Consider the following 23,961-nt stretch of genomic DNA (forward strand, 5'->3'; position numbering starts at 1 on the left):
GTCGAAGGGCTGCTGGCAAAGGGCGCCCCGGCTTCGACAAGCTCAGCCCGAACGGATGGGGGGCAGGCATCTGAGGCATGTACATAGTCAGGCAGATTTGATCTGAAATTGGCGGATGCTACGAAACTCGCGCGGCCCAAACCAGGGCAGCCGAGCAAGGGCCGCCCCGCAGCGAGGGCTGCGTCCCCCTTCCCGAATGGCGCCAGCCATTCGAGAGAAGGGGGAAGCGGCGCAGCCGCTCAGGGGGATGTCTCTGCTAAAAATCCACCAGACTCACCCCCAGGCTGAACACGGTGCGCTTGCGGTTGTAGTCGATCATGCTGTCGCCGTAGCCGCTGAACAGCGCCGTGTGCAGGCGCAGGTTGCTCTTGCCGCCAAAGAGGCCCGTGCCCAGGCTTTGCAGCCATTCCACGCGCACCGAGCCGCGGTCGCTGCGGGCCAGCGAATGGCGCAGCGTGGCGCCGATCGTGTTGTTCTGGTCGTAGTTCCAGAACGCCGACAGCTCCCCGCGGCCGATGTAATCGGTGATGCCGGGGTTGTCGTCGCTGCCCGAGCTTTCGGGAATGCGCTTCCAGATGCGGGCGTTCACGCTGACGCGGTTGCCCAGCTCCATCCCGGTCATCAGATAGACGCGGTTCCAGCTGCGCGACAGCGGCTTGCTCTGTCCGTTGGACTGGTGCACCAGGCCGATGCCGCTGTAGCGCCACTTCCAGCCAAACGGCAACTCGGCCGTGGTGGGGTAGACATACATCACCTCGGGTTCGTGGTCGGTGGCGCGGAAGGGGCGCGAGATCTCTGGCGTGAACAGCTGCCAGTACGACTGCTGGGTGTAGCCGAACCACACCGAATCCTTGAGCGTGGGGTGGCCCTGCGTGAGCAGGCCCTGCGCGACCTTGGTGCGCACCGACAGCTGGATGCGGTTTTCGGCGCGGCGGTAGGGCGTCGACTCGGTGGCCGAATTGCCCTCGGCGTCCGACGTGGGCTGGCGGTTGACATTGCTGGCCCCCACCACCGACACGGTGATGGGCCGGTAACCCCGGAAGCTGAAGGTGCCGCAGTCGGAGCCCGACTCCAGCTCCCAGAAGCGCGAGAGGTCGCTGTACTGTGTGTCGCGGCAGCCGTCCACGCGGGCCACGTCGATGATGCGGGTGGCAGGCAGTGTGGTGTCCACCGGCGAGGGCACGGCAGCCCCATCGGCTGCGGCCGAGGCCCCGGGCGCCTGCCAGGCCTGCTGCGCCGCCCACTGGTCAAAGCAGGCCAGGCGGGCCTGGTTATCGGTGGTCATGGCGGTGCAGCGGCGCAGCGCGCTGTCGGCGCTTGAACCAGCGCCCGAACCGGTACCCGCGCCCGAGGGGACCTGCTTGGGAACCACCGGTGTGGAGGGTTGCGCCAGCGCGCCGCCGGCCGATGCCGCCAGCGCTGCGGCCAGCAGCATCCGCGCCGCAGAGCCCGCGCTGGACGCAGCGGGTGAGCCGCCGTTCATTGCCAGCCGGACTGCTTGCGCAGCACGAAGGGGGCCGAGGGGGTGGTGGGGGTCGGTTGTGCGTTGTTCCATGTTCCGCGTATTTCCTTGCCGCAGCTGCCATCCACCACCCGGCCGATCCAGGTGGCGCTGATGTTCGTGCCGTTGTTCGATTCTTCCAGGGTCAGGTCGCCGTCATCCACATCGCCGCTGACCAGCGCCGTGGCTGCGCCGCGCTGAACGCTGCCTCGCACGCTCTGTGCCAGCTCGGGGTGTGCTCCCAGCTGCAGCACGGCCGTGGCGGCGGGTGCATTGTCCGTGGCGGCCAGCTCGGCCCGCCAGCGGCCCTGCAGGTGGCGGTGGTCCATCGCGGCCGCTGCCGGGCAGGCGGCGGTGGATTTTGGGTCGGTTTGGGCCCCGGCGCTTGTAGGACAAGCGCTGGCGGCCATGAAAACAACGGCGCAGAACATCCGCGTTGCGGGGCTGGGGCGAATTCGGGAGGGGTACGGCGTGGCCATATCGTTCGGGTCAGGGTGTCGGCTGCGCGCTGCCGGCCTGCGCCTTGGCCTTGGCGGCAAATTCGGCGCGCAGGGCCTTGAGCTTCTCGCGCGGGTCTTCGCGCACCGTGGCCTTGTCCAGGCCCATTTCGGCGATGAAGCGGCTGGGCTGGGCGGCCACGTACTCGCGGCCCTTCTTGCGGCGCTTGGTCCAGCTCACGGCCAGCGTGCGCTGGGCGCGGGTGATGCCCACGTACATCAGGCGGCGCTCTTCCTGCAGGCGCTGCAGGGTGTCGTCGGTCACCTTCTGCTGGCGGCCTTCGTCGTCATCCAGCTTGAAGGGCAGCATGCCTTCGGTCACGCCGACCAGCACCACGTGGGGCCACTCCAGCCCCTTGCTGGCGTGCAGGGTCGACAGCGTGACCATGTCCTGCTCCTGTTCACGCTCGCTGATGGTGGAGAGCAGCGCGATGGTCTGCGACACCTCCAGCAGGCTCTTGGTTTCCTTGGCCACCACGGCGCCTGCGGTGTCGTCGATCTGCCCGCCCGCGCGCTGCGCCATCCAGTCGCAGAATTCCATCACGTTGCTCCAGCGGGCGGCGGCCACCTTTTCGCTGTCCTCGTTGTCGTACAGGTGCTGCTCGTAGCCGATTTCCTTGAGCCATTCGTTCAGAAAGGCGCGGGCGTCTTCGGCGCCCACGGTGCGGCGGGCGCTGTACTCCAGGTAGTTGATGTAGCGGCCAAATTCGTGCAGGCCATCCATGGCGCGCTTGGGCACAGCAGCAGGCAGCATGCCGTTGAACAGCGCGCCGAACATGCTCTGCTTGTGCTGCGTGGCAAAGGCGCCCAGGGCCGCCAGCGTGGTGTGGCCGATGCCGCGCTTGGGCGTGGTGATGGCGCGCAGAAACGCCGGGTCGTCGTCGTTGTTGATCCACAGGCGGAACCAGGCGCACAGGTCCTTGATTTCCGCCCGGTCAAAGAAGCTGGTGCCGCCCGACACCTTGTAGGGAATGTTGGCCTTGCGCAGCGCCTTTTCAAACGGTTTGGCCTGGTGGTTGGCGCGGTACAGGATGGCAAAGCTCTTCCAGTCCGGCGGCGGGTTGCTGGCTGCGCGCAGGCTCTGGATGCGGGCCACGGCGCGCTCGGCCTCGTGTTCCTCGTTGTCGGCATCGACCACGCGCACAGGCTCGCCCTCGCCCAGTTCGCTGAACAGCGTCTTGGGAAACAACTTGGGGTTGGGGCCGATCACGTTGTTGGCTGCCCGCAGGATGGCGCTGGTGGAGCGGTAGTTCTGCTCCAGCTTGATGACCTTGAGGTGGGGGAAGTCGACCGGCAGCTTCTTGAGGTTGTCCAGCGTCGCGCCGCGCCAGCCGTAGATGCTCTGGTCGTCGTCGCCCACGGCGGTGAAGTGGCCGTTGTCGCCCACCAGCAGCTTGAGCAGCTCGTACTGCGTGGCGTTGGTGTCCTGGTATTCATCCACCAGCACGTGGCCCAGGGCGGCCTGCCACTTGGCGCGCACCTCCGGAAAGTCCCTCAGCAGGCGCAGCGGCATGCCGATCAGATCGTCAAAGTCCACGCTCTGGTAGGCCGTCAGGCGCTCTTCGTAGCGCGCCATCAGCGTGGCGATGATGCGTTCGTTGTCGTCCGCCGCCTGGGCCAGTGCCTCGGCCGAGTTCAGGCCCATGTTCTTCCACTTGCTGATCACCCACTGCCACTGGCGCGCGGTGGCCATGTCGGTGGTGCCGCCGGAGGCTTCCTTCAGGATGCCCGTCACGTCGTCCGCATCAAGAATGCTGAACTGCGGCTTGAGGCCGAGCACATGGCCGTCCTCGCGAACCATGCGCACGCCCAGCGCGTGGAAGGTGCAGATCAGCACGTCCCTCGCGCGCTTGCCGATCAGGTGCCCCGCGCGCTCGCGCATTTCCGATGCTGCCTTGTTGGTGAAGGTGATGGCCGCGATGCGCCTGGGGTCCATGCCCTTCTCGATCATGTGGGCGATCTTCTGCGTGATCACCCGCGTCTTGCCGGAACCCGCGCCGGCCAGCACCAGGCAGGCCCCGTCGGTGTAGTGGACAGCCTGAAGCTGGGCGAGATTGAGACCGGCAGACATGGGGGAGAGCAGCAAGCAGAGCGAGGGAGGGGCGGCAGGGGGCGCAGCGGACGCAGGCGCGGCGCGCGGGCGGGCCAGCGCGAGCGCCCCGCCGTCAAAGCGCGCAATGATACCGGCGGGCCCGCCCGCTGCCCGGGCTGACGAGGTGCTTACGGCCCCGGCCCGCAGTGCCGGGCGCTGCGGGAAACCCCGCTAGGGCGCCGCTGCGCGCCACTTCGATACTGGTGTCTGCCCCCACCGTGCGTCCGCCGCGCGCGGTCGATGTACGGAGACCCGCCATGACACCCCTGCCCGCCGCTGCTGACGACACGCTCGCCTCGCCCTTGTTGCTCCCGCTGCGCCCGCTGAAATCGGTGCATTCAATGCACGGGCCAGCGCACTTGAAAGCGCACGGCGCCGACAGCAGCGCACGCCCCTGGGTCGCTGCGGCGATGGCGGCCACGGTGGCCGTGGCGGCAGCGCTGGCGGCGCTGCCCGCGCGGGCGCAGCTGGGCAGCAGCACACCCGTGCGCGTCGGCGTGGTGGGCCCGTTCACCGGGCCATCGGCCGACTTTGGCGTGCCCATGCTCAACGGCATCCAGCTGGCGGTGGACGAGATCAATGCCGTGGGCGGCTACCTCGGCCGCCCGCTGGAGCTGGTGGTCAAGGACGACAAGGCCAACCCCGACGAGGGCCGCAAGGTGAGCCAGGAACTGCTGGCCGAGAAGGTGGTGGCCACCATCGGCTTCTGCAACACCGGAGTGGCGCTGAAGTCCATCGACCTGTTCCAGGACGCGAAAACGCCGCTCATCGTGCCCTGTTCGTCGGGCACTGCCGTCACGGCCAAATACCCGGCGCCGGAGAGCTACATCTTCCGGGTGCAGGCCCGCGACGCACTGCAGGCGCCGTTCATGGTGGACGACATCCTCAAGCGCGGCTGGGACAAGGTCGCCATCTTTGCCGACAAGACAGGCTACGGCGAGGGCGGCTACAACGACGTGGTGGCGGCGCTGGCTGCCAAGAACCTTAAGCCCGTGCACGTTGCGCGTTTCGACCTGGGCGTGAAGGACCTCAGCGCAGAACTTGCGGCCGCGCGCACCGCGGGCGCCAACGTGGTCTACAGCTACACCGTGGGGCCCGAAAACGCCGTCATCGCCAATGGCCGCAAGGCCCTGGGCTGGAAGGTGCCGCAGGTGGGCGCGTGGCCGCTGTCGTTCCCCAACTTCATCGAAGGTGCCAAGGACGCTGCAGAAGGTGCGCTGATGGTGCAGACCTTCATTGCCGAACCCAGCAACGAGCGGCGCGCGTCCTTTCTTGCAAACTACACACGCAAGTACCAGCGCAAGGTGGCCGTGCCCATGGCGGCCGCCAATGCGTACGACGCGACCTATCTGCTCATGTATTCCTTCCTGGGCATCCGCGACGGCAACCTGAACGGGCGGGCCATCAAGGAGTCGCTGGAGGGCCGCATGAAGACCTACTACGGCGTCGTCTCCACCTACGACAAGCCGTTCAGCGTACAGGACAAGGACGCCATCACGCGCAACATGCTGGTCATCGGGCAGGTGAAGAACGGCGCCATCACCTTTGCCTACCCCGAGGACGCCAAGCGCAACCTCATCATCCAGCGCAAGCAGTAAGTCGCTGCCGAACGTGAGCGCCTCGCCGTGCGCGACGGCAGCCGCCTGACTTTGCGCTGACCGCTGCACCCGCCGGGGCCAAAGGCGCGCGGCGCTGCACAGACAATAGCGCCGTGCTGTCCGTCCTCCTCATCACCTTCCCCTTCTTCGCGCTGGTGCTCTGCGGCTATCTGGCTGCACGGCGGGGCGTGCTGCCGCAGCCGGCCATTCCGGGGCTCAACACCTTTGTGCTGTATTTCGCGCTGCCGTGCATGCTGTACCGCTTTGGCGCCAGCACCCCCATCGGCCAGCTGCTGGACCCGGCCGTGGCCGGCGTGTACGGCCTGTGCGCGCTCATCATGGTGGGGGGCACCGTGGCGCTCACGCGGCGCGGCCCTATCGGCTGGAACGATGCCGCCTTCGGCGCGCTCGTGGCGGCCTTCCCCAACACCGGCTTTATGGGCGTGCCACTGCTGGTGGCGCTGGTGGGCGCGCAAAGCGCGGGCCCGGCCATCGTCACCATCGTGGTGGACATGGTGATCACCAGCTCGCTGTGCATTGCGCTGTCGCGGCTGGACGGCGCGGGCACGCATGGCGTGGGTGTGGCGCTGAAGAACGCCTTCAAGGGCATGGCCACCAACCCCATGCCCTGGGCCATCGCACTGGGCGCCCTGGCCTCGGCCATGCACTGGACATTGCCGGGCCCCGTGGACAAGACCATCGCCATGCTGGCCGACGCGGCCTCGCCCGTGGCGCTGTTCACCATCGGCGCGGTGCTGGCCCGATCGCAGATGAACCAGCACGAGCAGGTGCCGGCGCGCCTGTACGTGCCCGTGGCACTGGCCAAGCTGCTGGTGCACCCGCTGCTGGTGTGGGCCGTGGGCACGGTCGCCATCGCGCTGGGCGTCCCGCTCACGCCGTTTGCGCTCACCGTGCTGGTGCTGCTGGCGGCGCTGCCCAGCGCCAGCAATGTGTCGCTGCTGGCCGAGAAGTTCGGTGCCAACAACGGGCGCGTGGCGCGCATCATCCTGGTGTCGACGGCGCTGGCCTTTCTCAGCTTCTCCGCCGGCGTGGCGCTGTTGACCTGAGCGGCACCAAGCCCGCAGGGGGTCAGGCCGCAGGCGGCGGCGTCTTGCGCCCCACCAGGTACTGCACGCCAAACAGGCCGTAGAACTCCGAGTGCGGCTCGCCCGCGGCCAGGTGAAAGACCTCGCCCGCCTCGTACACGCGCTCCGACGTCGCCGTCGCGATGCGGATGTCGCCCGACAGGATCAGCGCCTTGGCCTCGAACGGATGCGTGTGGTCGCCCAGCATGCCGGCCGCTTCGCGCGTCACCGTGACAGGGGGCTCAAAGCCTTCGCGGGCCAGTTCCTGGGCAAATTGTTCGGGGGTCATGGGGCTTGTCTCCTGCGGGGCTTGAGGGATGGCTGGCACCGGGTGGCGAGGGCGTGTTAACCATCCTGGGCACGCCAGTGTAGGCGCTGGGCGCTTCGTGCTGGTGCCGCTGCGGGGCGCGATGGAATCAGCAAGACTGCGGCCGCATCACCCCCACGCGGTCAAATCACCAGCGGATCTACATCCACCAGCCAGCGCACCAGGCCCTTGTGCTCGGGCTGGGCACGCGTGGCCTGCAGCACGGGCTGCCAGGCGGCCAGAAAGCGCTGCAGCGTGGTGCGGCTGCTGCTTTCCAGCAGCATCTGGGCACGCTCCACGTTCGCCACGCGCTGGATGGTGAGCGGCACGGGCGGGAACAGGATGACGGTGCCGTCAGGCAGCCCGGGCAGCTGTGCCGCATGGGCCGCGGCGGTGGCGCCGGTGAGAAAACCCTGGGCCACGTCCTGTGTGCGGGCGTCGGCGCGCACCAGGGCCTGGTAGGCAAAGGGCGGCATGGCGGCCTCTTCGCGCTCCTTGAGCTGCCGGGCGGCAAAGGCTTCGTAGTCGTGCTGGCGCAGCGCCTCGTACACGGCATGCTGCGGGTGCCAGGTCTGTACCCACATCTCGCTGCGCGTGCCCTGCGCCGCCACATAGGCGGCGTCGCGCCCGGCGCGGCCGGCGGCCTGCATCAGCAGGGCAAACAGGCGCTCGGGCGCGCGGAAGTCGCTGCTGAACAGCGCGCCGTCGGGCTGCACGGCGGCCACCAGGGTGATGCGCCGGAAGTCGTGGCCCTTGGCGATCATCTGCGTGCCCACCAGCACGTCCACCTCGCCCGCATGCACCTGCGCCAGCTGGGCCTCCAGCGCCCCTTTGGCCTTGGTCGTGTCGGCGTCGATGCGGGCCACGCGGGCGGCCTGGCCGTCGGGGCGCACCACGTTGCGCAGCAGGGTGGCCAGCTGTTCCTCCAGCTGCTCGGTGCCCCGGCCCATGGGGTGGATGTCGGCGCTGCCGCAGGTGGGGCAGTGGCGGGGCACGCGCACGGTGTAGCCACAGTGGTGGCAGCGCAGGGTGCGGTCGGTCTTGTGGAAGACCTGGTGGGCACTGCAGTGCGGGCAGTCGCTTTTCCAGCCGCAGTCCACGCAGTGCAGCACGGGCGCGTAGCCCCGGCGGTTGAGCAGCACCATGCTCTGCTCGCCGCGCGCGACGCGCTCGGTGATGGCGGCCAGCAGCGGCGCGCTGAACACGGTGCGCCGGGGCTGCTGGTTCATGTCCACCCGGCGCACGCGGGCCAGGGCACCGGCGCCGATGCTTGACCCTATGCGACTTGGCATGTGCAGCCGCAGGTAGCGGCCGCCCCCGGGGTCTTCGGGTGTGGGCGGGCGGCTGGCGTGCCAGCTTTCCAGGGACGGCGTGGCCGAGCCCAGGATCACCTTGGCGCCCTGCTCGCGCCCGCGCCAGATGGCCAGGTCGCGGGCGGAATAGCGCGCGCCCTCCTGCTGCTTGTAGCTGGGGTCGTGCTCCTCGTCGACCACGATCAGCCGGAGCCCCGGCAGGCTCGCAAACACCGCCATGCGCGTGCCCAGCACGATGCGCGCCGTGCCGCTGTGCGCGGCCAGCCAGCTCTTGAGGCGCTGGGGGTGGGTCATGCCGCTGTGCAGCGAGACCACGGCCTGGCGGCCGAAGCGGGGTGCGAAGCGGGCGGTGAAGCGTTCTTCCAGCTGGGGCGTGAGGTTGATCTCCGGCACCATCACCAGCGCCTGCGCCGGGATCCCGTTGCGGTCGTCGGCCTCCAGGCCCTCCAACGACTCCAGCGCCTCCTGCACACAGCGCAGGTACACCTCGGTCTTGCCGCTGCCGGTGCTGCCAAACAGCAGGAAGGGGCCAGGATTTGAAGAAATTTGGGCTCTAGCGCTTTCCTGTTCTGGGCTGAGTGCTATGTTTTGTATAGCGTCATCGCCGTGCTCGGCGGCCGGCACCGGGCGACGCAGGCGGCGGGCCAGCTGGGCGGGGCCCAGGTCGCGCAGCTGCGGGGGCAGGGCGGACAGGGCCACCTCGCCCAGCGCGCGCTGGTAGTAACGCGCAGCGAACGCCACCATGCGGCGCCAGGGGCGGTCCAGCGGGGCCACGCCGTCCAGCACACCGGCAATGGCGCGCAGGCTGGCGCCTTCGGGCAGTTCGCCCGTGGCGTCTTCCGCGTCCCACACCACGCCCAGCACCTCGCGCGCGCCCAGCGGCACGCGCACCAGGGTGCCGGGCGCCAGCGGGCGGTCGCTGGCATAGCTCAGCAGGTCGCCCACGCCACTGTGCGAAGGCGTGTGCAGGGCCACGGGGACGGTGAACGAAGGCATGCGAAAGGTCTCTGGGTACGCGGTGCGATGGGGGCCGCACGGACGACAGTGCGGTGGAGCTTTACACGCTAAGTGCTTGATTTGCGGCCGCCCGCCGGCTTGCCTGCCGCATTCTGTGGATAACTTTGTTGACATCCGCAGGCGCATGGGGCTGCAACACCCAGGATGCGGGGGCAGGCTGGCACGGGCTTTGGCAATGGAAAAGAGAAAAAATCCTTATGAATCAATGGCTTGAAGAGATTTTTGAATCGATTGGCCGTTCCTGCGGCAAGAGCGGGCAATGCTGCGCCGCATCAAGATTCGTGTGCATAAGTCGAACAGGCCGGGCGCGTCAAGGGATTTTTGAGCCCCATTTCTGTGCTAGCGCGGGGCCCCCGATGTTCAGCGCTTTCTCCGATATGCGTCCCAAGTGCTTGATTTGTTTCGGTAAATGAAAGAAATCCAGAATTTCTGTGGATAACTTTGTTGATATCCACTGTGTTTGGCCTGCAAGCCCTTGAAAATCCGTGCTTTCGCTGGAATGCCTGTCAAAAAAGCAGGGTTTAAAAACCCAGCAAATTCAAGCACTTAGCATTTTGGAAAAGTATTTGAAGAAACCAGTTGCGCGCGCCCCGCGCGCAAGCCCGATGCCCCGCTTTTGTGCATAAGTCATCGTCCACTGACCTCCGATAGTGCGGGGCTTTGCCGGGCTACGGCCCACGCTCAGCCGCGGCGCTGCGCCCGAGAGTGGCTGTGCACCGCCTCTACCAGCGCCGCCACATGCTCGGGCGGTGTGAACTGGCTGATGCCGTGGCCCAGATTGAAGATGTGGGTGGGGCCGGTGGTGCTGCGGTCGGTGTGGGGGGCGCCAAAGCTGTCGAGCACATGGCGCACCTGCTGCTCGATCTGCGCCGGCGGCGCAAACAGCACATTGGGGTCGATGTTGCCCTGCAGCGCCTTGCCAGGGCCGCCCGCTTGGCCGCCCACGATGGCGCGGGCGGCGCCCAGGTTGGCCGTCCAGTCCAGGCCCAGCACCTCGCAGTCCAGGTCTTTCATCTCGGGCAGCCAGATGCCGCCGCCCTTGGTGAACACGATGCGGGGCACGTCGGTGCCGTCCACGCCCGTGCGTTTCAATTGCGCCAGCACGCGCCGGGTGTAGGCCAGGCTGAATGCCTGGAAGGCGCCATCGGCCAGCACCCCGCCCCAGCTATCAAAGATCATCACGGCCTGGGCGCCCGCGTCGATCTGGGCGTTCAGGTAGGCGGCCACGGCGTCGGCATTGATAGCCAGGATGCGGTGCATCAGGTCGGGGCGTGCGTACATCAGGCTCTTGACCAGGCGGTAGTCGTCGCTGCCCTTGCCTTCGACCATGTAGCAGGCCAGCGTCCAGGGGCTGCCCGAAAAGCCGATCAGCGGCACACGGCCGTTGAGCGCCTTGCGGATGCTGGTGACCGCGTCGAACACATAGCGCAGCTTGTCCATGTCGGGCACGGCCAGCTCGGCCACGGCGGCCTCATCGCGCACCACTTTGGCAAAGCGCGGGCCCTCGCCCTCGGCAAATGACAGGCCCAGGCCCATCGCGTCGGGCACGGTGAGGATGTCGCTGAACAGGATGGCCGCATCGAGCGGGAAGCGTTCCAGCGGCTGCAGGGTCACTTCGGTGGCGTAGTCCACATTGGTGGCCAGCCCCATGAAGCTGCCCGCCTGGGCGCGCGTGGCCTTGTACTCCGGCAGGTAGCGGCCGGCCTGGCGCATCAGCCACAGGGGGGTGTAGTCGGTGGCCTGGCGGCGGCAGGCGCGCAGGAAGGTGTCGTTTTGCAGGGGGGCGAAAGTCATGCACCGATTGTCGCAGGCGCTTCCCCCCAGGGTCAGCGCTCGGCGATGTAGTGCGACATGCGCACCACCTCGCCGGGCGCCAAGAAAGCCCGCACCTCCGTTTCCAGCGCCTGGTCGGCCATGGTGGCGCGGGCGCGCTGGTGCAGGTAATCGGCCCAGGACTCGACGATGAAGCGCTCCACATAGTGCGAGGGGTCGCCCAGGTCCTTGTACACGCGCCAGAAGGTGGCGCCGTCGCGCCGGCGCGGCGCCTTCATGCGGCTGATGGTGTCGAGAAAGGCGGCGTCGGTGCCGGGGGCGATGCGGTAGCCCACCTCCACAGCCACCGGGCCGGCCTCGGGCAGGGGCTCGGCCTCGATGAAGAGTTCGTCCCAGGGCGTGGCCTGGGTCACTTCATGCAGCGCGCCCATGCGCAGCGGCATGGGGCGCGCCAGCAGCAGACCGGCCACCATCAGCGCGGTGGCGGCGCACAGCGTGGGCGACAGGCCCACGATGTCCGACGCCGCGCCCCAGAACGCCGAGCCCATCGCAAACGCACCCAGCGCCGCCACCATGTGCATGGCCACCGCGCGCGAGCGCACCCACTGCGGCGCACTCGCCTGCGTGGCGGTGTTGAAGGTGGACATGGCCGACATCCAGGCCGCGCCCGCAAACAGCATGGCGATGTAGACCACCCAGGCGATCTGGGTGAGCGCCGCCACCAGCATGGCCGCGCCGAAAACGACGCCGCCCGTGCCCACGATGGCCTCCAGCCCGAACCGCGCCCGCAGCCGCCCCAGCACCAGCCCCACGGCCACCGCGCCCGTGCCCATGCAGCCCATCAGCAAGCCAAAGCCCGGTGCGCCCGTGCCCAGGCGCTGGGCAATCACCGGCAGCAGCGCCCACAGGGCCGAGCCTGCGGCGCTGAAGGCCATCACCCGCACCAGCTGCGCGAGGATCATGCGCGAGTGCCAGGCAAAGCGCAGGCCGCTCAGGGTGCCGCCCCACAGGCGTTCGGCCGGCAGCTTGGACGGCGGGTGTTCCTTGGGCGGCCAGCGGCGGATGGACTCCCACATCACCAGCGAGGTGGTCACCGTGATGGCAAACACCCACCCAGCGCCCAGCTGCGCAAACACCAGCCCCGCCAGCGTGGGGCCCACGGCGCGCGCGGCGTTGTAGGCAATGCTCACGGCGGTGATGGCCTGCGGCCATTCGTCGCGCGGCACGGGGTCGATGACCGAAGAGTTCCATGCCGGCGTGAGCATGGCCGTGCAGCAGCCGCACACGAACACGAGCAGCAGCACGGCCCCGGGCCCGCCCCAGCCACCCAGCACCAGCAGCGTGAGCAGCGCGCAGGCGGCCACCTGTGCCAGCAGCGCGCCGGAGATCAGGCGCCGGCGGTCCGTGGTGTCGGCCAGCACGCCTGCGGGCAGGGCCAGCAAAAACATCGGCAAGAAAACGGCTGTCTGCACCAGCGCCGCCAGAAACGACGAGCCCGTGAGCTCCACCATCAGCCAGGCGGCGGCCATGCTCTGCATGCCGCTGCCCACAAAGAAGATGCCGCCGCAGATCCACAGGCCCCGAAACGCGGGCTGGCGCAGGGGGCTCCACAGGGAGTTCGAGGTCTGGGACATGGTCGTGGGGTTCGCTTCCGTGTTGTTCTTGGGGGCGTATAGGGCTGGTGGGGCTGGGCTGGCCCTGCATTCAATCGGGATGCCGCCCGCCCCGCAGCCGGTAGGTGCGCGGCACATCGGTGCGGCGCGCCACCAGCGCCTCGGCCCGCTGCTGCATGTGGGCCAGGGCCTGGTCCAGGCCTGCCACGGCGTCGGCCCCCAGCCCGGCCAGCAGGTCCTGGTTGAGCGCCTTCACCTGCGGGAGCAGCCCATCGTGCACGGCCTGGCCCGCGGGCGTGAGGCTCAGCACCGCCTGGCGCCGGTCGCCGGGCATGGCGTTGCGGGTGATGAGCTTTTTGGCCAGCAGCGAGGTGATGGCGCGCGAGGTGCGCGCGCGGTCCAGGCCCAGGCGCTGGGCCAGCTCGGCCGGGGGCATGCGCGGGTGCTGGGCCAGCATCATCAGCAGCCCCCACTCGCGCCGTGTGATGCCGTAGCCGCCTTCGCACAAGCGCACCACCAGGCTGCCCGCCACCGCGAGCAGGCGGTTCAAGCGGTACATCAGCAGGTCGTTGGCGGCCTGCGGGTGGGTCAGGCGGTGGCCCGGCGGGGCGGGGTCGGCAGGAGGGGCCGGGGCGGGCACGGGCATCAGGGTATCCACGGGCATGAGTTGATTAGATCAATCGATTGTGTGGCCAATACATTGCGCCCATCAACCCGTGGCACTGCCACTGACCGAGGAGACACCAACCATGTGGAAACCCCTTGCCACCTCTGCCCTCACCGCCGTGCTGGCCCTGTGCGCCACCTTGGCACAGGCGCAGGACGCCCCGCTGCGCATCGTCGTGGGTTATGCCCCCGGCGGCTCCACCGACCGCGTGGCCCGCATCGTGGCCGACAAGCTGGGGGCCAAGCTCGGCACGCCCGTCATCGTGGAGAACAAGACCGGCGCGGGCGGCCGCCTGTCGGCCCAGGCCGTCAAGGCCGCGCCCGCCCACCAGCCCACGCTGCTGCTGGCCAACCCGGCCGTGATGCTGGTGGCGCCGCTGGTGTTCCCGGACGCAGGCTACGACCCCGAGCGCGACTTCCGCCCGGTGAGCCATGTCAACAGCTACGAGTTTGGCGTGGCCGTGGGCAGCGCCGTGCCGGTGAAGGAACTGCCTCACCTCATGGCCTGGCTGAAGGCCAACCCCGACAAAGCCAACTTCGGTGTGCCCGCCACCGGCAGCCTGCCGCACTTCTTTGGCCTGATGGTGGGCGAAGCCGCCAAGGTCAATGGCGAGGTGGTGGGCTACCGGGGCTCCGGCCCCTTGCTCAACGATCTGTTGGGCGGCCAGGTGCCTGTGGCGTTCGATACCTTTGACACGCTGCTGCCGCAGCACGAGGCCGGCAAGATCCGCATCCTGGCCGTGTCGGGTGCCAAACGCAGCGCGCTGGCCAGCGGCATCCCCACTTTCAAGGAGGGCGGGCTCGACATTGCGGCGACGGGCTGGAACACCTTCTTCGCCCCGTTGAGCATGCCCAAGCCCCAGGCCGATCGGCTGGCGTCGCTGATCCACGAGGTGATGAAAGACCCCGACACCCAGCGCAAGTTCGAGGCCGCCAAGATGGAGCCCGTGGCGGCCACCATGGCGCAGACCGAAGCCATGCTCAAGGCCTACCGCGCGCAGTGGGCGCCGGTGGTACAGCGCTCGGGGTTCAAGCCTTGATGTCCATGGGCAGTGACTCAACCTCCAACCGTTCACGCTGAGCCTGTCGAAGCGCAGCGCAAGGCTTCGACAGGCTCAGCCCGAACGGTTTTAACGACGTCGCCGAGCGTTGTTCATAGGTTCCCAGCTCCGCCGCCAGCCACCCCGCGCCAACCGTTCACGCTGAGCCCGTCGAAGCGCAGCGCAAGGCTTCGACAAGCTCAGCCCGAACGGTCCAAGGCGGTGGTGAGTGCAAACCGATCACCCGATTCCCCGGTACCAGCCCCATGCCCCAGCGCCCCAACATCCTCTTTATCGTCGCCGATGACCTCGGCTACGCCGACCTCGGCTGCTACGGCGGCCGCAACGCGGCCTTTGGCCCGGTGTCACCGGTGCTCGACCAGTTGGCGGCCCACGGCCTGAAGCTGACCCAGGGCTATGCCAACTCGCCCGTCTGCTCGCCCACGCGCTTTGCGCTGATGACGGCGCGCTACCAATACCGCCTGCGCGGCGCGGCCGAGGAGCCCATCAACAGCAAGAGCCGCGGCAGCACCACCCTGGGCCTGCCGCCCGAGCACCCCACGCTGCCCTCGTTGCTGCGCGCAGCGGGCTACCGCACGGCGCTGATGGGCAAGTGGCACCTGGGCTACCCGCCCGCGTTCGGGCCACTGCGTTCGGGTTATGAGGAGTTCTTTGGCCCCATGTCGGGCGGGGTGGACTACTTCACGCACTGCAGCTCCGGCGGCCAACACGACCTGTACCTGGGCGAAGAAGAAAAGCAGCAGGACGGCTACCTCACCGACCTCATCACCGACCACGCGCTCGACTACGTGCAGCGCATGGCGGAGGGCGCGAAAGACGGCACGCCATTCTTTCTGAGCCTGCATTACACGGCGCCGCACTGGCCGTGGGAAACACGCGACGACGAGGCGCTGGCGCAGGAGGTCAAGGGCAACCTGTTCCACCTGCACGGCGGCAACATCGAGACCTATCGCCGCATGATCCACCACATGGACGAGGGCATCGGCCGCATCATGGCCGCGCTGCAGCGCCATGGCATTGAGCGCGACACCTTGGTGGTGTTCACGAGCGACAACGGCGGCGAGCGCTTTTCAGACAGCTGGCCGCTGGTGGGCGGCAAGATGGACCTGACCGAGGGCGGCATCCGCGTGCCGTGGATCGCGCACTGGCCCGCCGTGATTGCGCCCGGTGGCGTGAGTGCGCAGACCTGCATGACCATGGACTGGTCGGCCACCATGCTGGATGCGGCCGGTGTGCCCGCCGCGCCGGACCACCCGCTGGATGGCCGCTCGCTCATGCCGCTGCTGCGCGATGCCTCCGTGCATGACGAGCCCGCGCTGTTCTGGCGCATGAACCACCGGGGCCAGCGCGCCATGCGCCAGGGCGACTGGAAATACCTGCGTGTGGACGGCAACGACTATCTGTTCAACCTGGCGCTGGACGAGCGCGAGCGCGCCAACCGGGCGCCCGTGGAGCCCGAGCGGCTGCTGCACATGCGGGCGGCATGGGAGGCGTGGAACGCCTCGATGCCTGCGGTCCCGGAAGACGCGACGGTGAGCCTGGGCTATTCGGCCAAGGACATGCCGCAGCGGTGAAGCGGTCGATTTTTTTGATTGTTTTTTTGCCTTCAGCGCTTACTGGTAAAGCGCTTGCAGCTATCAATTAAGTAGCATTCCGTCCTTGCCGGCCTCCAGCAGCCGCGTGAGCAGCGGGTGCATCACCTTGCGCGCGTTGTAGATCAGGTGGAACTGCTCCTGCACGTCGGGGGTGGTGCCCACCTGCACCAGCCCGTGCGTCTGCGCCAGATGCGCGCCCAGCGACACCGGCGCCGGCATCACGCCCATGCCGGTGGACGCAAAGGTGCTCAAGAGCGCGCTGTCCTCAAACTCGCCGGCAATCTGCGGGCGAATGCGTTCGCGCTCCAGCCATTGGTCGATGCGCGCGCGCATGGCGGCATGGTCGGTGGGCAGCAGCACCGGCACGCTGGCCAGGCTGCGCGGAAACCCCTCGGCCGCAGCAGCGGCCCAGGCGGGCGGCGCATACCAGGCCAGGGGGCTGGTGCCCAGCAGCTCGCTCGTGGTCTTGAGGGCCGGGTTGGGCGGCGCGGGCCGGTCGGCCAGCACGGCATGCAGCTTGTGCAGCGCCAGCTCGCCCAGCAGCGGCTGGAACTCGCCCTCGTGGCACAGCAGGCGCAGGTGCGGCTCGTTCAGCACGGGGGTCAGCAGTCGGTGCACGGCCAGCTTGGCAATGCCGTCCGAAATGCCCAGGTTCAGCCGCACGGTGGGGCCGCTGGCGGCTTCGCGCACGCGCTGCGGCAGTTGCTCGCCCAGCGCAAAGATGTGGTCCGCCTCGTGCAGCGCGGCCACCCCGGCCTCCGTCAGCGTCAGGCTGCGGCCCTCGGTGCGCAGCAGGCTCACGCCCAGCGACTTCTCCAGCTCGCGCACCTGGGCGCTGATGGTCTGCACGGCCATGTCCAGCCGCTCGGCGGCCCGGGCGATGCCGCCTTCCTTGGCCACCACCCAGAAGTAGAAAAGATGACGGTAGTTGAAGCTCTGGCTCATCGTGTCCTCTCAGGTGCCTGCGCGCGGGGCGCGCGTCTACCGCAATTTTGGTTCGTAAAAACCGAACCAATCCTACCAATAAGGCAGGTTTTAAAGAATCAATTGCGTCCCTACAGTGCGGGGCTTTGGCGGCCGGGCAGGGTGCTGGCCAATGCCATTCCCTTGATGGAGCACGCATGGAAACGATAGGCACGTGGTGGATGTGGGCGGGATTTGCCGTCTTTGTGGTGGTGGCCATTGCCATCGACCTCTTGGTGATGGAGCGACAGGGCGCGCACCGGGTGACGATGAAGGAGGCGCTGAACTGGAGCCTGATGTGGTTCTCGCTGGCCTTTGTGTTTGTGGCCATCCTGTGGTGGTACCTGGACGGCAGCCAGGGGCGCGAGGTGGCGAACACAGTGTCGATGCAGTTCATCACCGGCTACCTGGTGGAAAAGAGCCTGTCGGTGGACAACATCTTCGTGTTCCTGATGCTGTTCAGCTACTTCGCCGTGCCCCCACAGTACCAGAAGCGCGCGCTCATCATCGGCATCATCGGCGCCATCGTGCTGCGCACCTTGCTCATCCTGGCGGGCGCCTGGCTGCTGGCCACCTTCCACTGGCTGCTGTATGTGTTCGGCGCCTTCCTGGTGATCACCGGCGTCAAGATGTGGTTTGCGGCCGGGCAGGAGCCGGAGATTTCTTCCAACCCGGTGCTGAAGTTTCTGAAGAAGCGCATCCCCATCACCGACCAGTTCGACGGCGAGAAGCTCTCGACCATGGTCAACGGCGTCAAGCACTTCACGCCCCTGTTTGCCGTGCTGGTGCTGATCGGCACCACCGACATCATCTTTGCGGTGGACAGCATCCCGGCGATCTTCGCGATCACCACCGACCCGTTCATCGTGCTCACTGCCAACATCTTCGCCATCCTGGGCCTGCGCGCGCTGTACTTTTTGCTGGCCGACCTGGCCAGCCGCTTCCACCTGCTGGCCTACGGCCTGGCCCTGGTGCTGGTGTTCATCGGCGGCAAGATGCTGCTCATCGACCTGGTGAAGATCCCGATCGGCTATGCGCTGCTGGTGACGGCCACGCTGATTGCCGGCTCCATCGTGCTGTCGCTGCGCAACTCGAGCGAAAGCGGCCACGGCGGCCCGGCATTGGGCCGCAAAGACTGACGAGCGGGTGCAGCGTCGTCAGTGGTCGGCGGCGCCGCGGGCCAGCAGCAGCGCATGCTGCAGCGTGGCCTGGTCGCCGATGTGGTTGGCCAGCAGCAGCACCAGGCGCGCGTTCATGGCGTGGCTCTCAGCCGCAGACAGGCCCTGGTGCGCGGCGATCAGTGCTTCGTAAAAGTCGTCGCAAGCCTGCAGGTGGGGGGCGGTGTTCAGCATGGGCGTGTTCTCGTCAATGCACCGAGGCGGTGGCGCGCGCCAGCGCGCTGCGCACGGCGGCCTCGGTGGGGGCGCGCCAGCGGGCGCACACATGCTGGTCGGGCCGCACCAGATAGGCAGTGTGCGGCGTTGCGTCCAGCCGCTGTGCGGCCAGGCCCTGCGGGTCGGCCACGTCGGGGCCCATCTGCAGCACCTTCACATGGGGCAGGCCCTGCGCCCAGGCGGGCGCTGCCCCAAACACCAGCAGCGTGAAGTCCGGCCCCAGCTCGCGCAGCAGCCAGGTGGGCTGGCCGTGCTTCTCCAAGGGCGCATCCAGCAGCACGGCGCCCGGCACCTGGGTGCCGGCAAAGGTGTCGGTGTCGGGCGTGTTCAGCGGCGACGTGTGCAGCGTGGCCGGCACCGACAGGCGCCCGCTGTTGACGATGCGGCGCGCAAACGCGTGCTCGCGCGCCAACTGCAGCACCGCGTCGCGGAACAGGCGGCTCACCTCGCTCTTGGGGGTGATGAAGTCGGTGGCGCGGGTGGAGTGGCAGATGTTCTCGTCGGCTGCGTACTCGCGCTCGGGGCCGTAGGTGCCCACCAGCGCGGGGCTGGCGCGGCCCTGAAGCACCCAGTCCAGCTTCCAGGCCAGGTTCTCGGCGTCCTGCACGCCGCTGTTGGCGCCGCGCGCGCCAAAGGGCGACACGCCGTGGGCGCTGTCGCCCGCAAACACCACGCGGCCGTGCACAAAGCGGTCCATGCGCTGGCAGGCAAAGGTGTAGACGCTCGCCCATTCCAGCGTGAACTGCGCATCGGCACCCAGCAGCGCCCGCACGCGCGGGATGATGTTCTCGGGCTTCTTTTCTTCGTCGGGGTCGGCGTCCCAGCCCAGCTGGAAGTCGATGCGCCACACGTTGTCGGGCTGGCGGTGCAAGAGCACGCTCTGGCCCGGGTGGAACGGCGGGTCGAACCAGAACCAGCGCTCGGTCGGGAAGTTCGTGCCGCCCGCCAGCTTCACATCGGCAATCAAAAAGCGGTCGTGAAACGTGCGGCCCGGCGCCTGCAGGCCCAGCATCTGCCGGGTGGGCGAGCGCGATCCATCACAGGCCACCAGCCACTGCGCGTCCATCGGGTACGGGCCATCCGGGGTGTCGATGGTCAAAAGAGCGCCATCCGCGCGGGGCGCCACGGCCGTCACCTGGTTGCGCCAGCGGATGTCGATGCCCGGCAACTGCAGCGCGCGCCCCACCAGGCAGGCCTCGGCGTAGTACTGCTGCAGGTTGATGAAGGCGGGGCGCTCGTGGCCCTCTTCGGGCAGCAGGTTGAACTCATACAGCGGCGCATCCTGCAGGAACACCTTGCCCACGTTCCACGACACGCCCTTGTCCACCATGCGCTGGCCCACGCCCAGCCGGTCCCAGATCTCCAGCGTGCGCTTGGCAAAGCAGATGGCGCGCGAGCCGGTGGAGAGCCGGTGGTCGTTGTCCAGCACCACCACGCGCTGCCCGCGCTGGGCCAGGTCGATGGCCAGCGACAGCCCCACGGGGCCCGCGCCGACGATCACCACCGGGTGCCGCGCGGGCGTGACGCCGTCCTGGTCGGGCGAGCGCACGTAGCCAAAGTCGAGCGCCTGCACCTCGGCGCCCGCCGCGTGGAAGGCCTCGGCAGGGATGTCTCTGGGGTTCATGGTTCTGCGACCTTTACATGTGTGTGTCTTACCGATGCCTGTTGAGAGCACAGCCCTTTGCAACCGGCGCGCCCTGGACGAGGGCAGCCGAGCAAGGGCCGCCCCGCAGCGAGGGCTGCGTCCCCCTTCCCGAATCGCGCAGCGGTTCGAGAGAAGGGGGAAGGCGCGCAGCGCCTCAGGGGGTTGTTCTCTGCCTAGCCTTCTAAAGCCTTCCACATCTGGATGTCACGCTCGGCCGTCCAGATGCGTGGGTCCGGGTATTGCGTGGCCTCGTCGTACGCGCGGGTCACGTCAAACGGCATGCAGTGGTTGAAGATCACCCAGTGGCCGTACTGGGGCTGCAGCTTGGCAAACGTGGCCTCGTACACCTTGCGCAGGTCTTCGCCTTGCGCAGCGCTGGCCTGCACGCTCTCATACAGGTCGCTGATGAAGGCGCGTGTGCCCGCCAGGCCCGCCTGCACCTGCTCGGGCGTCTGCAGCGCGGCACCGCGGCCGGGCACCAGCTTTTCGGGCTTGAGGGCTGCGATGTTGTCCAGGGTCTGCGGCCAGTCCTTGAAGTACGCGTCGCCCGCATACGGCGTGGCGTCGAACTCCACCAGGTCGCCGCTGAACAGGATCTTTTCCTGCGGCAGCCAGGCCACCGTGTCGCCCTTGGTGTGGCCCCGGCCCAGCTGCAGGATCTGCACCTCCAGCTGGCCCAGCCACAGCGTCATCTTCTGGCGGAAGGTCATCGTGGGCCAGGTCAGGCCGTCCGGCACGCTCTCCACGTTCTGGAACAGGCGCGGAAAGCGGCCGATCTCGCTGTCCTTGTCGAACTGGCCGCGCTCCACGATCAGGTCGCGCGTGTCCTCGCTGGCAATGATGTGCTCGGCGCCATAGGCACTCGCGCCCAGCACGCGCACGGCGTGGTAGTGGCTCAGCAGCACGTATTGGATGGGCTTGTCCGTCACCTCGCGGATGCGGCGGATCACGTCCTGCGCCATCACCGGTGTGGCCTGGGTGTCGATGACCATCACGGCGTCGTCGCCAATGATGATGCCGGTGTTGGGGTCGCCCTCGGCCGTGTAGGCGTACGCATGGTCAGAGAGCTTGTCGAAGCTCACCTTCTTTTCTTCGAGGTCGGCGGCGGAGGCAAAGGTCTTGGTGTTCATGGCGAAAATTTGTAATGGATGAATGTATTCAACTAAACAGAATGTCGACATGCTAGGCAAAAGATTTGCCTATGTCTAACGCATTTGCTTAGGTGTAAACCCGCAGCTGCGTCTGACCGCCCGTCGCATGGACAATCGCGCCATGCCTTTTCTCCCCCCCGACCTGCCCAGCCCGGACGACGACGACACCCCCGCGCGCACGCCGCGCGGTATCCAGAGCGTGGAGGTGGGCGGCCAGCTGCTCAAGGTGCTGGCCCGCACTGGCCGCCGCATGGCCCTCAAGGACCTGGCCCGCGCCGCCGACATGACGGCCGCCAAGGCCCATCCCTATCTGGTCAGTTTTGGCAAGCTGGGCCTGATCGAGCAAGACGCGGTGAGCGGTCACTACGGCCTGGGCCCTCTGGCCATGCAGCTTGGCCTCATCAGCCTGCAGCAGGTCGACCCGGTGCGGCTGGCGATTGCCGAGCTGCCCGCGCTGGCGCAGCGCATCGGCTACACCGTGTCGGCCTCGGTGTGGGGCGACAGCGGCCCCACCGTCATCCGCGTGGAAGAAGGGCCCACGGCGGTCTATGTGGCCATGCGCCACGGCACTACGGCCTCGGTGCGGCACACGGCCACGGGCAAGGTGTTTGCCGCCTTTGGCCCGCGTGCGCGCGCCGCCGCGGCGCTCCAGGCCGAGGGGTTCGCGGGGGCGCTGGACGAGCCTGCCTTTGCCGCAGAACTCGAGGCCGTGCGCGCGCAGCGTGTGGCGCAGGTCACCGACCAGCTGTTGCCCGGCATCAGCGCCCTGGCCACGCCGGTGTTCGACGGCTTCGGACAGCTGGTGCTGTGCCTGGCGGTGATCGGCCCCAGCGCCACGCTGACTACTGGCCCGGGCAGCGAGACGGCCCGGCTGCTCTGCGATGCCGCACAGGCCATGTCGCAGCGCCTGGGCGCGCCGGTCAGCGTCTGAGGCACCGCCGACATCCCGGACGCGCGAGGGCGCTAACGTAGGAATTTGCGCCAATGCATCCGTCGCATTCGGCTGACACGGTTGGCTGCGCCGCACTCCTAGAATCGCCCGATCCACGAGTGGCCGCCGTGCACGCCGCGAGTCGTCATCGCCGTCGTGCCCCACCCCGCCCGTGCCCCCGGCGGGGGGCATCTGCTGAAAGGACCGAGCTTGCCAGACAACGCCCCCCATTCCTCCGCGCCGGCCCCGGCGCCGGCGCTTCCAAGCCCGGCCTCCACGGGCATCAGCGGGCTCGACAACGTGCTTTTTGGGGGGCTGCCGCCCAAGCACCTGTACCTGGTCGAAGGCAGCCCCGGCACGGGCAAGACGACTCTGGCGCTGCAGTTTCTGCTGTGCGGACGCGACAAGGGCGAGCGGGGCCTGTACATCACGCTGTCCGAAACCTCCGAAGAGCTGGCCCAGGTGGCGCAGTCGCATGGCTGGAACCTGAACGGCGTGGAGGTGTATGACCTGGTGAGCGACGAAGGCCTGAGCGAAGACGCCGAGCAGACCATCCTGCACCCTTCGGAGTTCGAGCTGGGCGAAACCACGCGCGATGTGATGCAGCTCGTGACGCGGCTCAAGCCGCACCGGGTCGCGTTCGACAGCCTGTCCGAATTGCGCATGCTGGCGCAAAGCCCGCTGCGCTACCGCCGCCAGATCCTGGCGCTCAAGCGGTTCTTCTCGCAGCAGGGCTGCACGGTGCTGATGCTGGACGACAAGTCGGCCGGCGAGGGCGACCAGCAGCTGCACAGCATCGCGCACGGCGTGATTCACCTCAACCAGAACACCCACGACTACGGGCCCGACAAGCGCTCTTTGCGGGTGGTGAAGCTGCGCGGGGTCCAGTTCCGCAGCGGCGACCATGATTTCTCGCTGGAGCGGGGCGGTCTCGTTGTCTTTCCGCGCCTGGCCGCCGGCGAGCATGGGCGCACCTTCAACCCCACGCCCCTGTCCACCGGCAGTGCCGCGTTCGATGCCATGCTGGGCGGCGGCCTCACGCCGGGCAGCAACCTGCTGTTTGCCGGGCCGGCCGGCGTCGGCAAGTCGACCACGGCCGTCAGCTGCGCGGTGGCGGCCATGGCGCGCGGCGAGAAGGTGGCCTACTACCTGTTCGACGAGGGCCAGCACACCCTGCGCCAGCGCGCGCAGGCGCTGGGGCTCCCGATCGAATCCGAGCTGGCATCCGGCCAGTTCCTGCTGCGTTCGTTCGACCCTGCCGAGGTGTCGCCCGGGCAGTTTGCCCAGTCCGTGCGCGACGCCGTCGAACGCGATGGCGTGCGGATGGTCGTGATCGACAGCCTCAACTCCTACATGCAGGCCATGCCGGGCGGGCAGTTTCTGCTGCTGCAGATGCACGAGCTGCTGGCCTATCTCAACCAGCAGGGCATCGTCACGCTGGTCATCCTGTCGCTGCATGGCACCGTGAGCGACATCCGCTCGGATATCGACCTGAGCTATCTCAGCGACGCCATGGTGTATTACCGCTATTTCGAAGCGGGGGGCAGCGTGCTCAAGGCGATCACGGTCATCAAGAGCCGCACGCTGCAGCACGAGTCCACGATCCGGGAGTTTCGCCTGGGGGCCGCCGGGGTGGAGATCGGCGAGCCGCTGACCGATTTCCAGGGCATCCTGGCCGGGGCCGCGCACTATGGGGGCCGCCAGGCGCTGCTGGGCGACGCCGACAACGTCACCCCCGGCGGCTGACCGCAAGGATTGC

The 23,961-nt window shown here is 68.1% G+C and carries 19 protein-coding genes; 7 read left to right on the forward strand and 12 right to left on the reverse strand.

Going from position 1 to position 23,961, the window contains the following annotated elements:
* Positions 1–256: 256 nt before the first annotated feature.
* The 3 genes from ACOQFS_RS01145 to ACOQFS_RS01155 all read right to left on the reverse strand — a co-directional run bounded on the left by ACOQFS_RS01145 (position 257) and on the right by ACOQFS_RS01155 (position 4,069).
* Entirely contained in the window at positions 257–1,555 is a 1,299-nt protein-coding gene (locus tag ACOQFS_RS01145) for a phospholipase A (protein WP_421561153.1), read from the reverse strand.
* The gene (locus tag ACOQFS_RS01150) at positions 1,480–1,830 is read right to left on the reverse strand and encodes a hypothetical protein (protein ID WP_421561154.1); all 351 of its coding nucleotides are present in this window, start codon (positions 1,828–1,830) and stop codon (positions 1,480–1,482) included. Before ACOQFS_RS01150 ends, ACOQFS_RS01145 begins: the two co-directional genes overlap by 76 nt.
* Positions 1,831–1,990: 160 nt before the next feature.
* Complete coding sequence (locus ACOQFS_RS01155) at positions 1,991–4,069, reverse strand: ATP-dependent helicase (protein ID WP_421561155.1); 2,079 nt, start codon at positions 4,067–4,069, stop codon at positions 1,991–1,993.
* A gap of 431 nt (positions 4,070–4,500) precedes the next feature.
* On the opposite strand from ACOQFS_RS01155, the gene ACOQFS_RS01160 reads away from it, so the two are divergent.
* Both ACOQFS_RS01160 and ACOQFS_RS01165 read left to right on the forward strand, forming a co-directional pair.
* Entirely contained in the window at positions 4,501–5,688 is a 1,188-nt protein-coding gene (locus ACOQFS_RS01160) for an ABC transporter substrate-binding protein (protein WP_421561183.1), read from the forward strand.
* A 113-nt stretch (positions 5,689–5,801) separates the two neighbouring features.
* The gene (locus ACOQFS_RS01165; RefSeq protein ID WP_421561156.1) at positions 5,802–6,755 is read left to right on the forward strand and encodes an AEC family transporter; all 954 of its coding nucleotides are present in this window, start codon (positions 5,802–5,804) and stop codon (positions 6,753–6,755) included.
* A 22-nt stretch (positions 6,756–6,777) separates the two neighbouring features.
* Here the strand turns inward: ACOQFS_RS01165 and ACOQFS_RS01170 are convergent, their stop codons facing one another.
* The 5 genes from ACOQFS_RS01170 to ACOQFS_RS01190 form a co-directional block, all read right to left on the reverse strand.
* The gene (locus ACOQFS_RS01170) at positions 6,778–7,062 is read right to left on the reverse strand and encodes a cupin (RefSeq protein WP_421561157.1); all 285 of its coding nucleotides are present in this window, start codon (positions 7,060–7,062) and stop codon (positions 6,778–6,780) included.
* A gap of 161 nt (positions 7,063–7,223) precedes the next feature.
* On the reverse strand, positions 7,224–9,389 hold the full coding sequence (priA, locus tag ACOQFS_RS01175) for a replication restart helicase PriA (protein WP_421561158.1): 2,166 nt from the start codon (positions 9,387–9,389) through the stop codon (positions 7,224–7,226).
* A gap of 702 nt (positions 9,390–10,091) precedes the next feature.
* Complete coding sequence (hemE, locus tag ACOQFS_RS01180) at positions 10,092–11,204, reverse strand: uroporphyrinogen decarboxylase (protein WP_421561159.1); 1,113 nt, start codon at positions 11,202–11,204, stop codon at positions 10,092–10,094.
* 32 nt (positions 11,205–11,236) lie between these two features.
* Entirely contained in the window at positions 11,237–12,817 is a 1,581-nt protein-coding gene (locus ACOQFS_RS01185; protein ID WP_421561160.1) for an MFS transporter, read from the reverse strand.
* A gap of 70 nt (positions 12,818–12,887) precedes the next feature.
* Positions 12,888–13,460 (reverse strand): MarR family winged helix-turn-helix transcriptional regulator, encoded by a 573-nt coding sequence (locus ACOQFS_RS01190; protein ID WP_421561161.1) that lies wholly within the window; start codon positions 13,458–13,460, stop codon positions 12,888–12,890.
* A gap of 85 nt (positions 13,461–13,545) precedes the next feature.
* On the opposite strand from ACOQFS_RS01190, the gene ACOQFS_RS01195 reads away from it, so the two are divergent.
* On the forward strand, positions 13,546–14,502 hold the full coding sequence (locus tag ACOQFS_RS01195) for a Bug family tripartite tricarboxylate transporter substrate binding protein (protein WP_421561162.1): 957 nt from the start codon (positions 13,546–13,548) through the stop codon (positions 14,500–14,502).
* A 266-nt stretch (positions 14,503–14,768) separates the two neighbouring features.
* Positions 14,769–16,097 carry a sulfatase gene (locus tag ACOQFS_RS01200; protein WP_421561163.1) on the forward strand — a complete coding sequence of 443 codons (1,329 nt, stop codon included), beginning with the start codon at positions 14,769–14,771 and terminating at the stop codon, positions 16,095–16,097.
* A gap of 63 nt (positions 16,098–16,160) precedes the next feature.
* Here the strand turns inward: ACOQFS_RS01200 and ACOQFS_RS01205 are convergent, their stop codons facing one another.
* Positions 16,161–17,063, reverse strand: a complete 903-nt coding sequence (locus tag ACOQFS_RS01205; protein ID WP_421561164.1) for a LysR family transcriptional regulator — start codon at positions 17,061–17,063, stop codon at positions 16,161–16,163.
* A 176-nt stretch (positions 17,064–17,239) separates the two neighbouring features.
* Here ACOQFS_RS01205 and ACOQFS_RS01210 point away from each other — a divergent pair, with 176 nt between their 5' ends.
* Complete coding sequence (locus ACOQFS_RS01210; RefSeq protein ID WP_421561165.1) at positions 17,240–18,220, forward strand: TerC family protein; 981 nt, start codon at positions 17,240–17,242, stop codon at positions 18,218–18,220.
* Between the two features lie 18 nt (positions 18,221–18,238).
* Here the strand turns inward: ACOQFS_RS01210 and ACOQFS_RS01215 are convergent, their stop codons facing one another.
* The 3 genes from ACOQFS_RS01215 to ACOQFS_RS01225 all read right to left on the reverse strand — a co-directional run bounded on the left by ACOQFS_RS01215 (position 18,239) and on the right by ACOQFS_RS01225 (position 21,250).
* Positions 18,239–18,433: a DUF2783 domain-containing protein gene (locus ACOQFS_RS01215; RefSeq protein WP_421561166.1), complete on the reverse strand. Its 195-nt coding sequence runs from the start codon at positions 18,431–18,433 to the stop codon at positions 18,239–18,241.
* 13 nt (positions 18,434–18,446) lie between these two features.
* On the reverse strand, positions 18,447–20,099 hold the full coding sequence (locus tag ACOQFS_RS01220) for an FAD-dependent oxidoreductase (RefSeq protein ID WP_421561167.1): 1,653 nt from the start codon (positions 20,097–20,099) through the stop codon (positions 18,447–18,449).
* A gap of 194 nt (positions 20,100–20,293) precedes the next feature.
* Positions 20,294–21,250, reverse strand: a complete 957-nt coding sequence (locus ACOQFS_RS01225; RefSeq protein ID WP_421561168.1) for an MBL fold metallo-hydrolase — start codon at positions 21,248–21,250, stop codon at positions 20,294–20,296.
* A gap of 142 nt (positions 21,251–21,392) precedes the next feature.
* On the opposite strand from ACOQFS_RS01225, the gene ACOQFS_RS01230 reads away from it, so the two are divergent.
* Positions 21,393–22,202 (forward strand): IclR family transcriptional regulator, encoded by an 810-nt coding sequence (locus ACOQFS_RS01230; protein ID WP_421561169.1) that lies wholly within the window; start codon positions 21,393–21,395, stop codon positions 22,200–22,202.
* A 210-nt stretch (positions 22,203–22,412) separates the two neighbouring features.
* On the forward strand, positions 22,413–23,948 hold the full coding sequence (locus ACOQFS_RS01235) for an ATPase domain-containing protein (protein ID WP_421561170.1): 1,536 nt from the start codon (positions 22,413–22,415) through the stop codon (positions 23,946–23,948).
* The last annotated feature ends 13 nt before the right edge of the window (positions 23,949–23,961 follow it).

This window comes from Paracidovorax sp. MALMAid1276 (assembly GCF_049198005.1).
Taxonomy (GTDB): Bacteria; Pseudomonadota; Gammaproteobacteria; order Burkholderiales; family Burkholderiaceae_C; genus Acidovorax.

Excerpts from the sequence above, each read along its gene's own strand:
- ACOQFS_RS01145 (WP_421561153.1), bottom strand. The coding sequence starts at position 1,555 with ATGGAACAACGCACAACCGACCCCCACCACCCCCTCGGCCCCCTTCGT.
- ACOQFS_RS01150 (WP_421561154.1), bottom strand. The coding sequence starts at position 1,830 with ATGGACCACCGCCACCTGCAGGGCCGCTGGCGGGCCGAGCTGGCCGCC.
- ACOQFS_RS01155 (WP_421561155.1), bottom strand. The coding sequence starts at position 4,069 with ATGTCTGCCGGTCTCAATCTCGCCCAGCTTCAGGCTGTCCACTACACC.
- ACOQFS_RS01160 (WP_421561183.1), top strand. The coding sequence starts at position 4,501 with ATGGCGGCCACGGTGGCCGTGGCGGCAGCGCTGGCGGCGCTGCCCGCG.
- ACOQFS_RS01170 (WP_421561157.1), bottom strand. The coding sequence starts at position 7,062 with ATGACCCCCGAACAATTTGCCCAGGAACTGGCCCGCGAAGGCTTTGAG.
- priA (WP_421561158.1), bottom strand. The coding sequence starts at position 9,389 with ATGCCTTCGTTCACCGTCCCCGTGGCCCTGCACACGCCTTCGCACAGT.
- hemE (WP_421561159.1), bottom strand. The coding sequence starts at position 11,204 with ATGACTTTCGCCCCCCTGCAAAACGACACCTTCCTGCGCGCCTGCCGC.
- ACOQFS_RS01185 (WP_421561160.1), bottom strand. The coding sequence starts at position 12,817 with ATGTCCCAGACCTCGAACTCCCTGTGGAGCCCCCTGCGCCAGCCCGCG.
- ACOQFS_RS01190 (WP_421561161.1), bottom strand. The coding sequence starts at position 13,460 with ATGCCCGTGGATACCCTGATGCCCGTGCCCGCCCCGGCCCCTCCTGCC.
- ACOQFS_RS01195 (WP_421561162.1), top strand. The coding sequence starts at position 13,546 with ATGTGGAAACCCCTTGCCACCTCTGCCCTCACCGCCGTGCTGGCCCTG.
- ACOQFS_RS01200 (WP_421561163.1), top strand. The coding sequence starts at position 14,769 with ATGCCCCAGCGCCCCAACATCCTCTTTATCGTCGCCGATGACCTCGGC.
- ACOQFS_RS01205 (WP_421561164.1), bottom strand. The coding sequence starts at position 17,063 with ATGAGCCAGAGCTTCAACTACCGTCATCTTTTCTACTTCTGGGTGGTG.
- ACOQFS_RS01210 (WP_421561165.1), top strand. The coding sequence starts at position 17,240 with ATGGAAACGATAGGCACGTGGTGGATGTGGGCGGGATTTGCCGTCTTT.
- ACOQFS_RS01215 (WP_421561166.1), bottom strand. The coding sequence starts at position 18,433 with ATGCTGAACACCGCCCCCCACCTGCAGGCTTGCGACGACTTTTACGAA.
- ACOQFS_RS01220 (WP_421561167.1), bottom strand. The coding sequence starts at position 20,099 with ATGAACCCCAGAGACATCCCTGCCGAGGCCTTCCACGCGGCGGGCGCC.
- ACOQFS_RS01225 (WP_421561168.1), bottom strand. The coding sequence starts at position 21,250 with ATGAACACCAAGACCTTTGCCTCCGCCGCCGACCTCGAAGAAAAGAAG.
- ACOQFS_RS01230 (WP_421561169.1), top strand. The coding sequence starts at position 21,393 with ATGCCTTTTCTCCCCCCCGACCTGCCCAGCCCGGACGACGACGACACC.